Source organism: Gardnerella sp. KA00288, assembly GCF_049244085.1.
GTDB classification, from domain to species: domain Bacteria; phylum Actinomycetota; class Actinomycetes; order Actinomycetales; family Bifidobacteriaceae; genus Bifidobacterium; species Bifidobacterium greenwoodii.
On the sequence record NZ_CP058373.1, the window covers coordinates 1,309,101 to 1,321,682 of the forward strand.

Genomic DNA, 12,582 nt, shown 5'->3' on the forward strand with positions numbered 1-12,582 from the left:
CAAGTTTAATACAAAATCAAGACAATGTCAATAAAAATTTATGCGGAAACTATAAATAAAAAGAGGGCGCGCAATTGCACACCCTCAAATACATTATTTTCACTGCTATGTAAGCTTATGCTACCTAAGTTTATTGCTTACATATCAGCAACTTTTACAGCACAGCGTTAGCAACGAAATCAAGCAAGAACAGCAAGGAAACAATCCAAAGCATTGGATGAACTTCCTTAGCACGCTTCTTGCAAGTCATAACTAAGCAGTACATGATGAAGCCTGCAGCGATGCCGTAAGAAATAGAGTAAGAGAACGCCATAAATACGGCAGCAAAGAATGCAGGAATTGCTTCGGAAATATCGTCCCAAGCAATTTCCTTCAAGGAGCTTGCCATCATGCAACCAACAACAACAAGCACGCCTGCAGTTGCTGCAGCAGGAACTGCAGAAGCAAAAGGCGCAAGAACAATAGAAAGCGCGAAGCAAATAGATACGACTACGGAAGTCAAACCAGTGCGACCACCGGCACCAATACCAGCAGCAGATTCTACATAAGTAGTGGTGTTAGAAGTACCGCAAATTGCGCCAACAGAAGTAGCAATAGAATCAGCAAACAATGCGCGATCCATCTTGGAGCTAAATCCGGAGCCGTTTTCAAGAGCCTTTTCGTCAGCCTCAGAGAAGATACCTGTACGACGGCCAGTACCAATAAAGGTGCCGAGAGTGTCAAAAGTATCCGACATTGAGAATGCGAAAATAGTTACCAACACAAGCGGCAAACGAGCAGGATCAGCAAACAAAGATGCAAAACCCTTATCGCTAAAAATAGCACCGAAAGTAGTTGGAAGCTGAGCAAAAGCGTCAGTAACAGACACTGCATTGTTCAAAGAAGTCAATCCCAAAGGAATACCAATTAAAGAAGTTGCAATAATTGTAATAAGCAAGCTTGCGCGAACTTTAAGAACTGTAAGAACAATAGCAAAAAGAAGTCCAATAAGGAATAACCAAAGCACAGGGTTATTCATAACAGCAAGACCTGGAATAGCAGCAGTTGGTTTACTCTTTGCAGCGGCGGCAGGATCCTTGGAAGTAAAAGTAATCAAACCAACGCTCATCATGCCAACATAAGCCACAAATAAACCAATGCCACCGCCGATTGCTTGTTGAAGCGAAGTCGGGATGGCACGAATAATCATTTTACGAATCTTGGTAACGGTAATAATAATGTTAATTAAACCGCACAAGAACACCATGCACATGGCCTCTTGCCAAGTAAAATGCAGGCCGAAGCAAACTGTGTAAGTAAAGAATGCGTTAAGACCCATGCCAGCAGCCTGTGCGTAAGGTACGTTAGCAAACAAGCCCATAACAAGGGTACCAATGATTGCTGCGATGATTGTAGCGAGGAAAACGCCACCTTTAGGCATGCCAGTTTGGCTTAAAATCATTGGATTTACGACGATAATATACGACATTGCGAAGAATGTAGTGAGACCTGCAGTGATCTCCGTTGATACATTCGTGCCGTTTTCTTTGAGTTGGAAGAACTTTTCCATAAACTCTCTGTTCCTTGGTTTTGACGCGCAAAAGACCATGAAAAAGCGCGGCGAAAGCACTTGAGCAATCGCGGACGCAATTACATTTGGGCATTCACGCAGAGGTTACTGCGACTCGTCGAATGAACGAAGGCATCACAAAATCTCACATAAAATTATGAAAATTGCGAAACCTTTGAACAACCGAACAGCTCTGACCTTACGCGCACGTGCTGACCAAGGAAATACACTGAAATCAAAAAAGTATATAACAAATCAGCCAAAACGGCCGGAAATATAACGCTCGGCTTCGGCATTGCGCGGATTGTTGAACATGGTAGTTGTGTCTGCAAAGTATTCCAAATGCCCCGGCTGACCTACAGCTTTCAAATTAAAGAATGCCGTGTAATCCGCAACACGCGCAGCCTGCTGCATGTTGTGAGTCACAATCACAATCGTGTAATCGTTTTTAAGCTCGTTAATTAAATCTTCTACAGCCAACGTAGAAATTGGGTCGAGCGCCGAGCAAGGCTCATCCATAAGCAAAACTTGCGGATGCACAGCAACGGCTCTAGCTATGCAAAGTCGCTGCTGCTGACCGCCAGAAAGACCAATACCCGGCTTATCTAAGCGATCCTTAACTTCATTCCACAAGTTTGCGCCTCGCAATGCCCACTCGACTAAATCGTCAGCATCCTGCTTAGAAATTTTGCGATTATTTAAGCGAACTCCCGCAAGCACGTTTTCTCGAATAGACATAGTTGGGAAAGGATTTGGACGCTGAAAAACCATTCCAACATCGCGGCGAACTGCCACAGGGTCAACGTCTTTGCCATATAAATCGCGGCCTTCAAGAAGAACCTGGCCTTCTACGCGAGCGCCAGGAGTAATTTCGTGCATGCGGTCTAAAGTGCGCAAAACTGTTGACTTTCCGCAGCCAGAAGGACCAATAAAAGCCGTAACTTTATTTGGCTCAATATTAATATTTACGTCTTCTACGGCAAGAAAATCACCGTAGTAAATATTTAAGTTCTTCACATCAATTCGTTGACCCATTTTATGCTCGCTTTCTAAAAAATCTATTTCGCTTTATTTCGCCTTATTTCGCCTTATTTCGCCTTCACTGAAAACACTCGAGCCACAACTCGCCCCAAAATATTTAGTAACAACACCAACACAATAAGCGTTAAAGCCGCAGCCCAAGCCCGCTCCATTGGAATTGTTGTAACGCAAGAAGCCGGCGCATTAGCTGGGCAATTTGCAGAAAGTTTGGAATATTCCTGATAAACGTACACAGGCAAAGTCGTCATTTGCCCGTCAAATAAGTTGAAATTCGTTGAAGCAATAAAGCCTGAAGCCATAAGAAGTGGCGCAGTTTCGCCAATAACGCGCGCAACCGCAAGAATACAGCCAGACACAATTCCCGGAAGAGCAGTGCGCAAAACGATTTTCGTAATCGTGCGCTGCTTAGTCACGCCTAAAGCTAAAGCCGCCTCGCGCAAATCGTTCGGTACAATTTTTAGCATTTCTTGAGAAGATTTAACAACCGTTGGAATCATAAGAAGAGAAAGAGCTACAGATCCTTCAAAGCCATTGATTGTGCCAGGACCTGCAAGAAGAGCAAACATTGAAAAAGCAAACAGACCGGCAACAATAGACGGAATGCCACTCATAACGTCAACAAGCAGATTAATTATGCGCGAAATTTTATTTCCTCTAGCATACTCAACCAAATAAACAGCACACATTAGGCCAATTGGAATCGAAATAACCATAGCTCCAAGCGTAATTTCAAGAGTTCCAATAATTGCGTGCAAAATACCACCGTAACCGCCAGTTCCAGTAGCATTTCCGCCAACAACGTAAGTCATATTATGCGTTAAAAAGTCAAGATTTAAGCGCTTAATACCGTTAATAATTGTTGTTAAAAGCAAAGAAACAAGCGGAATAAGCGCCACAACAAAAGACAAGAAAATCAGCACACGCATAAGCATATCTTTGCGTTTACGCGCGGCTATAGAAGATCTAGTTGGACGGAATTTGTTGAAGTCAATAACCGGAGCTGCGCTATTTTCGGCGGACTTTTCGGCACTATTTTCAGCAAAATCTACAGCACTTGCGGCAGATTTATTAATTTGATTCTCCATTTATGCGCCCGCCTTTCCGGTAATTTTGCGAGCAATAAAGTTGACTGCAAAAGAAATAACAAACAAAACTAATCCGGTTGCAATAAGCGCACTTACTCCAAGACCGTTCGCTTCCGGATACTGCGCTGCAATATTTGCGGCAATAGTTTGATTTTGGGAAGCCTTTAAAATATTGATTCCAAAAGTAAATCCAGGAGACAAAATCATCAAAACTGCCATTGTTTCACCAAGAGCGCGACCAAGGCCAAGCATAGAAGCAGATACAATACCGGACTTTGCAAACGGCAAAACAGCTAACTTAATCATTTCCCACTTTGTAGCGCCAAGAGCAAGCGCACCTTCCTGCTGCAAGCGCGGAGCTTGTTGGAAAATATCTCTAGCCATAGAAGTAATAATCGGCAAAATCATAACAGCTAAAACTAAGCTAACTGTTGCAGCACTTCTGGAAGGATTCGCAGCAGGGCCGGCAAAAAATGGAATCCACCCAAAAACTTTAGAAACCCAATCCCAGAACGGATACATTGCTGGCACAAGCACCAATCCGCCCCACAAACCATAAATTACGGACGGAATTGCAGCAAGCAAATCAACAACTCCGCTTAAAAGCGGAACAATTTTTTTAGGAGCATAATACGAAATAAACAGAGCAATGCCGAGTGCCACGAAAAATGCGAACAGCAGCGCGAGCGCAGACATAAGCACAGTTCCAAAAATAAGCGGAGCTACGTAGCTTATAAAATCGTGCGCTTTGCCACCAGTAAAGTCGGAAAATACGCGACTTACCTGCGCATGATTCCCGCTTATTAGCGGCCACGCGCGAAACAGCAGGAATACTGCAACTGCAGTCAGCACAAGCAAAATCAGCATGCCACAGCTTGCAGCCACGCCTTTAAAAAGACGGTCTGCAAAATGAGTGCCTGCACAATTTTTGCTATTACTCTCAGAAACTTGAGTAGCTTCGCTTGCGCTATCCGCAACTGCTGCTGCATTTTTCGTAGAACTCAATCATTCTCCTTTTTAACTGATATTTTTCATAATATCAGTTACGAAAAGTTTTTACTTTACAGTTTTACTTTTCGATTTTTATTTTTTATTTTCTAGTTTTTACTTTCCGGTTTTAATCTCTTGAATTGACTTGTTAATTTTGCCAACCAAGTTTTGCGGAAGTGGAGCCGTTCCAGCAGCAGAAGAAGCAGCATTCTGACCTTCCGCGCTAGTTACGTAGCTCAGCCAAGACTTCACAAACTGAGCAGTTGAAGAATCCTTATAAACCGGGCAAGAAATATCGTAAGAAACCAACACAATCGGGTACGCACCCTTAGTTTGCGTATTATGATTAATTTTCATAACAACGCGATTAGGATACTTTGCCGAAGCATCAGAATCAATCTCGGAATCAGCTAAAGTTTTCGACGCTGCATCCGGAGAAATCTCATTATAAGTATCTCCCACCTTCACAGCAACTGTGCCAAGCTTACCAACTTGCGAAAAATCAGCGTAGCCAATAGCACCGTCAGCCATACGAATTGTTGACACAACACCGGAAGTGCCTTTCGCGCCTTGACCGACGCTATTTGGCCAGTTTTCAGAAAGATCGTGTGACCAATCGTCTGGAGCTGCATCCTTCACATAGCTTAAGAAATTCTGCGTTGTGCCAGACTTATCGGAGCGGTGAACAACCGTAATTGGAGTGCTAGGAAGTTTTAGCTTAGGATTTTGCGATTTAATTGCGTCGTCATCCCAGCGCGTGATTTTGCCGTCGAAAATTTTAGCAATCGTCGAAGCGTCCAAATTAATATGCTTGCCAGCATCCGAAACGCCTTTTAGATTAAAGATTACAGCGATTGGAGATACATATACTGGAACGTCGAAAGCTGTAGTACCATTTGCGCAAACCGACTTTGACTTTTCTACCTCGTCGTCGCTTAGCGGCTTGTCTGAACCAGCCCAAGCTGTGGCACCAGTCATAAATGTTGTAACTCCTGCGCCAGAGCCTGTTGGATTATAAGCGATTTTTACACCGTTGTTTTTTGATTGGAATCCTGCAATCCACGCTTCTACTGCAACCTGCTGTGAAGAAGCGCCAGAGCCTTGGAAATTGCCGGAAATTTTTGCATTCTGCGCGCCGGTTGCGTTGTTGTTGTCTGCTGGACTATTGTCGCCGCAAGCAGCGCAAGTTGCGCACAAGCCGAAAGTGAGCGCCGCCGCAGCAATACTACGGAACTTAAGTGCGCTTTTATTCATATTCAATTTGTTCATATTTGACTTATTCATATTGTTACGCATATTCTTCTTTCCTTTCGCGAAGAATTGCCTTGCACCCCACCACATTTTCGCGTTCCTATAGCCATATTTGCGAATTGGGCGCATTCTTTTAATTAATCCCTATCTTTTTTTATTAACGCAACCATCATAAATAGGTGGGTTAAACCGCACCGGCAAAAACAAAGTGGGTATCAAAAATGGCGGTATTTGGCGCTATATTTAACGCGAGCTAATCAAAATGAAGGTCGGCGACCGCCTCGGCGTGTCGAAATCTCACAAATTGCGAAGAATATTTACCGTAATTCTTGCAGCAGTGTCTGCATATTCGGAAATGTCAAAAGTGTGAAAATCCTCGTATTTTGTGTCTGCATTATCACTCATTGCGCGCACAACCAAAGCAGGAACGTCGTTACGCGCAGCTACGTGCAAGACGGCAGCGCCTTCCATTTCCACAGCATCGGCTTGAGTAGCTGCAATTACTTCCGCAACTTTTTCTGGAGAATCAACGAAATATCCGCCGGACGCAATCGTTCCAGCAATATGTGTGATTTTCATATCGGTAAGCACTTTACTAGCTACTTTAAGAAGATAATCATCCGAATGAAACTCGCTTGCAAACGGCTTCCACTGGCCAATTAAGCGCATATCAGTATCGAGATATTTTACAGTTTTTCCAAGAACAACATCGTTCGTATGCAAATTTTTATTAAGATTTCCAGCAATACCCGAAAAAATTACGGCTTGAGGATTGTATGCGTCAATAAGATACTGCACAGTTGCAGCAGCATTTACTAAGCCCATTCCGCCAACCGTAGCCGCGACTTCGATTTTTCTACCATCCGCAGAGTCGAGAGTGCCGCAAGATACGTCAAGACTTGCAGACTTATCGTGAGTCACGTTTTCAAGCGCGCTAGAAATATGCGCAACTTCCTCCTCTAAAGCGCCAACAATAGCAACTTTAGTAATATCAACTTTCGTAAGTTTTTCAGTGTTAGACATTAACAGAATCATCCTTTTTTACTTCACTACTTACGCATTTATCGTTATTCTTAACCAAAAACACGCAGACTAAAGTCATAATAACAAAAGTCAAAGTCGCGATCTTCAGCAATGCGCCACACGTAAAATCAAACCACGGATTCGTAATAGGAACGTTGAAAAACGCAATAATCTGATCATGCAGGGCAAGAAAAGCGAAATATCCAGCTATAAGCAACACACAAACTAAAGTGCCAATAATGCGATGCCATCCGCGAGCAAAAATAAGCAAAACGATTCCAGTTACAAACGGCATAAAAGCACTAAACCACAAAGCAGAAAACTCAACAAGCGTATACCCAGCACTATGAGTGCCACGATACCACGCAAAAGCAAGCAAAATAACACCAGTTGCAATCAAAGCAAACAGCACATATTTCACAATCGGAAACGCTTTACACGCAAAACCTTTATTCGCTTTATCTGCTTTATTCGCTTTATTCAAGTCTTTGTTATACATTTCAACACACTCCCTTGTACGCAAAATATAGTGCAAAACTTAACTGGCAAATACAGTAAAATATAAGCCTAGTAGAAGTAAATTGAGATTATCTTACTACAATCTCTAGTCTCTAATCTCTACGGCGTGTTGCAACAGATTTAGCTAAAGTTCTTAACAAATCGGCAGTATCTTCCCAAGAAATACAACGATCCGTAATAGACTTGCCGTACTCAAGCTCACTCAAAGGAGCAGGATCCTGGCTTCCGCCCTGCAAGAAGCTTTCCATCATAACGCCCTTAATGCCCTGCTCGCCAGCAGCCAAACGATCCGCAATCTCGCGCACAACCTCAATCTGACGATGCTCATCCTTGCCAGAATTACCGTGCGAACAATCCACAACAACGCCATGGGAAGCCACACAACCAGTGCCCAAACGCAAACGAATTGAAGCCACAGCAGAAGCAACCGACGCAGCATCATAATTCGGGCCCTTACTAGATCCGCGCAAAACCACGTGGCAATCCGGGTTGCCAAGAGTCTGAACAGCGCAAGCGCGACCAAGATGATCAATACCAAAGAACGTATGATGCTGGCTCGCAGCCAAGCAACCATTCACAGCAGCAGAAACAGAACCATCAGTAGCATTCTTAAAACCAACCGGCATAGAAAGACCACTAGCAAGCTGACGATGAATCTGAGACTCAGTATTACGCGCACCAATCGCGCCCCAACTCACAGCATCCGCAATAAACTGAGGGCTAGTCGGCTCCAAAAACTCAGTAGCAGCAGCCAAACCAGCATCCAACACACCAAGCAAAGTCTTACGCGCAAGAAGCAAACCCTTATGAATATCATGCGTTCCGTCAATATCTGGGTCGTTAATCAAACCCTTCCAGCCAAGAGCCGTGCGCGGCTTTTCAAAATACACGCGCATAACAATAAGAAGCTCATCTTCAAGCTCCGAACGCAACTTAGCTAAACGATTCGCATAATCGAGAGCAGCCTTAGGATCATGCACAGAACACGGGCCAACAATAACCAACAAGCGATCGTCGTCGCCATTCAAACAGCCACGAATCTCATCACGCGACTGCGCAACAATATCCTGCGCATACGGCGACAACGGCAACTCGCCAAGCACCTGAGCAGGAGTCGGCAGCGGCTCAAGCTCCAACACGCGGCGGTTAATAATGCGATCCACACCAACCTGGTCTTCCCAGCGCTGGAACTTCGCGGAATTAAGAGGGTTGCGCCCCTCCTCAACTTCCTTCTTTACCGCGAGAGAAGTACGCTGCTCAGCTGTAGAAGACATTTGTTCACCATCCTATAAAAACTGCTTGGTGTGGCCGGTGTTTGCATCTTGAATAAAGATGCAAACACCGCCGAACTCGCGCAGAGAGTCCACTGGACTCTCTGCAATAGCGAGTTCGGCGCATTAGCATAGCTTGAAATCCTAATGATTTCAAGCTATGCTAATGCGCCCATTGGGTCCCACGCCGGCAAAACGATTGCTGGCTCTTCTAGTGCTTTGCGATATTCTTCCGGAAGCAGATTCTTCGGCACTGCAACCTCATACACATACTCAGTAAACCAATCGTCACTCATCGTAAAGTAACCCTTATCCGCAATGTCAGTGCCCCAAGAGTTCTCTACGCGCCAGCGACGAGTAGTTGTGCCGTCGTCAGCAACATCCACACCAGCAAAAGCCATAGCGTGATTCATCGCAGAATCAGCAAAGCGCACGCGCTCTTCCTTATCCAAATCGAAATCAACGCCATAAACTCGTCCGTACTCGAACAAATCCGTAGCCCAAGCGCCATTTTCGCGATCCATCATAGGATGGCAGTCGGCACCAAACCAAACTGGAATGCCCTTCTCAACCAAAATCTTACGCACGCAATCCTTCATAAACTGGTTTGGCACGTTCAAATACTCGGTTGCGTCTCCGCCGGCAACATTACCCAAATGCTCAATAGCAATCTTCTTGCCCTTAGGATGCTCAGCGCGAGGATCGTCAACCAAGCACACATAATCCTCAAGACCAGCGTTCACATACTTCTTCCAGAACTCAACTGGCGTAATCTCACCATCGCGATGGAACTTGCCGTCGCTATCAGTCCACTCCCAATCGAAGCTCTTAGGCGGCTCGCCCAAGTGAATTGTCAAAATCCTATGACCTGCAGCAGTAGCGTCTGCAATAATCTCATCAATTTCAGTAGCATTAGCATACATATGAGCCACAGCAGTATGCAAAAGCGCACGCAACTGTGTATTCATAGCGCCAGTATTCTTAGAAGAAGCGGTTTCTGGGAACAAATCTTTAGGAACAGCACCATACTTCTTGTAAACGTTCATAGCCATGGTCCACTGACCGCCATCGCCCATAACGTCGTGCAACAAATGCTGAATCAAACGAGAATCTGAAGGCTCGCCCGCGCGAACCAAAGCCGCAACATCCTTCAAGAAGTAGTTAATTCGCTCAAGCTTGTCGTAATACATTGCGTAGTTCTGAGAAAACTCAAATTCCTTCAAACCAAGCGACTTTTTAGCAATGAAACGAGCCACGTTCAACGAGCTAAACAGCCAGCAGCGTCCAGAACGATCCTGATGCGTAGCATCACCGTTGTCAACAATCGTGGAAAAACGACGCTGCAACAAGCGAGCGCGGTCATAATTACGCGCAACCTTATCAATACCAGCAGCAGTCACACCATTCATGGCTAAACGGTTTAACGGATTCGCGTCAAAATCCTCACGCAAACCTTGCAATGCTTCATCAGTTAAAGCGGTGATCTCAGTCACTATTCTTACCTTTCCTATTAATTATTTAGTTAAATTTATTTAGAAAATTTGTTTAGAAAACTTATTTTACTAATTTTCTTGAGATTCGTCATATTCACTGTATTCGTCAGATTCGTTAGATTCTTCAGATTCCGCAAGCGCAGCCTGAACATCTCGCTGAGCCTGCTTTGCTTCGGCAGAAGATTTCGCATCCGCAGAATCGTCAACATCGTCAGAAGCCTGCTGAACATGCTGATCCTGCTGAGCATCTCCAAAATCAAAACCAGAGAACGCGTTTGCAAACAGCGAACGTAATTCTGTAACTCGCTGCGTAATAGTTGCCTCGCGATGCTGCAATTGGCTCAAGCGCGCAGTCATACCATCTAATTCCTGCTGTGCTGCAGCCCTACGCTCTTCAACCTGAGCAGTCGCTTCCTGCATAGCTTTGCGCACAATATCAGCAGCCTGATTATCTGCAGCCTGATGCGTTTGCGCCGCATATTCGTCAGCTTCCTGATGCACAGTTTTCGCGCGAGCTACCAAAGCATCGGCTTCTTCTTGAGCTGCACTCTCCTTTTCCTTCAAGCCAGAAAGCAAAGCGTCAACCTTCTTAGTTGCTTCTTCCTGCTGGGCAGCAATATCTGCACGAATCTGCTCAACTTCTGCACTAACTTGGCTTAACGTACGCGTGCGCTCAACTTGAGCATCATCCGCAATTTCCTGAGCTTTTGCGCTAGCTGCATCCGTAATTTCGCCAGCCTTACGCTGAGCATCCGCCATCATCTTAGAAGCATGTTCGCGCATATCTGCCAACTTTTTATTCGCCTCTGCCAACGCAGATTCGATTTGATCGTTAGTTTCAGCCTTTGCGCGTGCAATTTCTTCGTTTGCAGCCGCACGCTGTTCTGCAATTTTTTGAGCAGCTTCCGACTTAAGCTGGGAAATACTGCTTTCTTGCTGAGCGCGCTCAGAAGCCATGCGCTTAGTGTGCTCCTCTTGAGCATTTTGCAAAGCTAATTCTGCAGCATCTTTTTGCGCTTGAACGTCTTTTGCTGTAGTATCTCGCAAACGTGCAGAATCTTCTTGAGCAGCTTGCATCATTTGAGTCGACTTTTGCGTAGCGTTTGAAAGCATTGTATCGGCTTTAGTTTGTGCCTCCTGCATTAAGTGAGCTGCATCTAATTTAGCGTTATTAAGTAATGTTCCAGCCTGAGCTTGTGCATTCTTTTTGATTGACGCAGCATCCTGCTTTGCTCGCTCAAGTAATTGTGCACTTGTTTGTTCTGCAGATGCTAGTAATTGTTGCGCATTTGCACCCAAAGATGCGAAAGTATTTCCGCTTTTTGCGCGCTTTACATTATTTTTTTCTTCTTGCAATTGAGCTTGCAATTGCAAAATTGATTCGTCACTGGAACGCACTTGTTCACGCAAACGCGAAATTGTACGCTCATAGTTAGCAAAGGCCTCATTTACCTTGTCTTTATCGTAACCACGCAACGCGGTTGGGAATAAATCCGTTGCCATAATATTCCTTTCACAAGCCCCCAGTAAGCTGCACCGACTGTGTGCCTACGCCATCAGCATCAACGCTATCACTTAAGAGCGCAAAATACTCGTGTGTTGCGCACGTTTTTGCTAAGCTCACACAACTAATTTATCATCACCTATTTAGTAACAAATAATTTAGTAACAACTACTTTAATAACATTCCTTCTGCAGAAGGTTGCATATAATATCTGACTGCTTCACGCACAATATCTTGCCCTGCTTCAATCTGCTGTTTTAATGGCAAACCGTTTCTAGCATCGTGCAAACTTACAACCGGAGGAAAACTCACAAAACCGGCAAGAACACGCTTATTATCTTTAGCCGCCCAGTGCAAAAGCTGATAAAACAAAGAATTGCACACGTACGTTCCTGCGTCGGAGCTTAAATTAGATGCAATTGAGTCGTGAGCAAAACGCTGCAAAATCATTCGCAAAGGCAGCCTCGTCCAGTAAGCTGCAGGACCATCTTCAACAATCGGCATTTTTTGCGGGCGACTATTATCTACATCCGGCTTTTTAGCATCAATAACATTAGTTGCGCATCTTTCAAGCTGCACACCTCGCGCAGTGTGCTTTGTGCCGGTGGCGATTACAATATTTGCCTGCTCGCGCTCAATTGTTTCTAATAATTTAGGCCAAGCATTCGCAAAACTAATCGGAAGCATAACAGACGTTACTTTTACACAAATATCTTCAGAAGGCTGCATTTTAGCAAGATTTTCCGCAGATTCTAGTGCAGATGGAACTTCGTAAGAAGGGTTGACTTCTAAATCTGAATATGGACCAAATCCTGAAATTACAACGTTAATTTGATTCATAATATTAGCCTACTTT

11 protein-coding genes are annotated in these 12,582 nt (G+C 44.5%); all 11 read right to left on the bottom strand.

Translation table 11 applies throughout. The features are described 5' to 3' along the window. Positions 1–154: 154 nt before the first annotated feature. The 11 genes from HXT52_RS05095 to HXT52_RS05145 all read right to left on the bottom strand — a co-directional run bounded on the left by HXT52_RS05095 (position 155) and on the right by HXT52_RS05145 (position 12,566). Positions 155–1,549, bottom strand: coding sequence for an NCS2 family permease (locus HXT52_RS05095; RefSeq protein ID WP_019260703.1), 1,395 nt, complete (start codon positions 1,547–1,549; stop codon positions 155–157). Between the two features lie 255 nt (positions 1,550–1,804). Then, entirely contained in the window at positions 1,805–2,584 is a 780-nt protein-coding gene (pstB, locus tag HXT52_RS05100; RefSeq protein WP_004135767.1) for a phosphate ABC transporter ATP-binding protein PstB, read from the bottom strand. A gap of 53 nt (positions 2,585–2,637) precedes the next feature. Then, positions 2,638–3,675 (bottom strand): phosphate ABC transporter permease PstA, encoded by a 1,038-nt coding sequence (pstA, locus tag HXT52_RS05105; protein WP_415682650.1) that lies wholly within the window; start codon positions 3,673–3,675, stop codon positions 2,638–2,640. After that, the gene (gene pstC / locus HXT52_RS05110) at positions 3,676–4,560 is read right to left on the bottom strand and encodes a phosphate ABC transporter permease subunit PstC (RefSeq protein WP_421776188.1); all 885 of its coding nucleotides are present in this window, start codon (positions 4,558–4,560) and stop codon (positions 3,676–3,678) included. It abuts the gene before it with no gap. Between the two features lie 219 nt (positions 4,561–4,779). Further along, a complete protein-coding gene (gene pstS, locus HXT52_RS05115; protein WP_415682647.1) occupies positions 4,780–6,006 on the bottom strand; it encodes a phosphate ABC transporter substrate-binding protein PstS in 1,227 nt (408 codons plus the stop codon). A 207-nt stretch (positions 6,007–6,213) separates the two neighbouring features. After that, complete coding sequence (gene mtnN / locus HXT52_RS05120; protein WP_415682645.1) at positions 6,214–6,939, bottom strand: 5'-methylthioadenosine/S-adenosylhomocysteine nucleosidase; 726 nt, start codon at positions 6,937–6,939, stop codon at positions 6,214–6,216. Beyond that, complete coding sequence (locus HXT52_RS05125) at positions 6,932–7,438, bottom strand: hypothetical protein (RefSeq protein WP_415682643.1); 507 nt, start codon at positions 7,436–7,438, stop codon at positions 6,932–6,934. The genes mtnN and HXT52_RS05125 overlap by 8 nt, the downstream gene beginning before the upstream one ends. A gap of 112 nt (positions 7,439–7,550) precedes the next feature. Continuing rightward, positions 7,551–8,732, bottom strand: a complete 1,182-nt coding sequence (locus HXT52_RS05130) for a 3-deoxy-7-phosphoheptulonate synthase (protein WP_421775852.1) — start codon at positions 8,730–8,732, stop codon at positions 7,551–7,553. A gap of 155 nt (positions 8,733–8,887) precedes the next feature. Further along, the gene (locus HXT52_RS05135) at positions 8,888–10,222 is read right to left on the bottom strand and encodes a C1 family peptidase (protein ID WP_375169115.1); all 1,335 of its coding nucleotides are present in this window, start codon (positions 10,220–10,222) and stop codon (positions 8,888–8,890) included. 69 nt (positions 10,223–10,291) lie between these two features. Continuing rightward, entirely contained in the window at positions 10,292–11,725 is a 1,434-nt protein-coding gene (locus tag HXT52_RS05140; RefSeq protein WP_421775853.1) for a cell division protein, read from the bottom strand. A 169-nt stretch (positions 11,726–11,894) separates the two neighbouring features. Continuing rightward, positions 11,895–12,566 (bottom strand): pyroglutamyl-peptidase I, encoded by a 672-nt coding sequence (locus HXT52_RS05145; protein ID WP_421775854.1) that lies wholly within the window; start codon positions 12,564–12,566, stop codon positions 11,895–11,897. Positions 12,567–12,582 lie beyond the last annotated feature (16 nt).

What these genes read in the sequence shown, in the direction of transcription:
- HXT52_RS05095 (WP_019260703.1), bottom strand. Translation starts at nt 1,549, where the DNA reads ATGGAAAAGTTCTTCCAACTCAAAGAAAACGGCACGAATGTATCAACG.
- pstA (WP_415682650.1), bottom strand. Translation starts at nt 3,675, where the DNA reads ATGGAGAATCAAATTAATAAATCTGCCGCAAGTGCTGTAGATTTTGCT.
- HXT52_RS05145 (WP_421775854.1), bottom strand. Translation starts at nt 12,566, where the DNA reads ATGAATCAAATTAACGTTGTAATTTCAGGATTTGGTCCATATTCAGAT.
- pstS (WP_415682647.1), bottom strand. Translation starts at nt 6,006, where the DNA reads ATGTGGTGGGGTGCAAGGCAATTCTTCGCGAAAGGAAAGAAGAATATG.
- HXT52_RS05125 (WP_415682643.1), bottom strand. Translation starts at nt 7,438, where the DNA reads ATGTATAACAAAGACTTGAATAAAGCGAATAAAGCAGATAAAGCGAAT.
- HXT52_RS05130 (WP_421775852.1), bottom strand. Translation starts at nt 8,732, where the DNA reads ATGTCTTCTACAGCTGAGCAGCGTACTTCTCTCGCGGTAAAGAAGGAA.
- HXT52_RS05140 (WP_421775853.1), bottom strand. Translation starts at nt 11,725, where the DNA reads ATGGCAACGGATTTATTCCCAACCGCGTTGCGTGGTTACGATAAAGAC.
- pstB (WP_004135767.1), bottom strand. Translation starts at nt 2,584, where the DNA reads ATGGGTCAACGAATTGATGTGAAGAACTTAAATATTTACTACGGTGAT.
- mtnN (WP_415682645.1), bottom strand. Translation starts at nt 6,939, where the DNA reads ATGTCTAACACTGAAAAACTTACGAAAGTTGATATTACTAAAGTTGCT.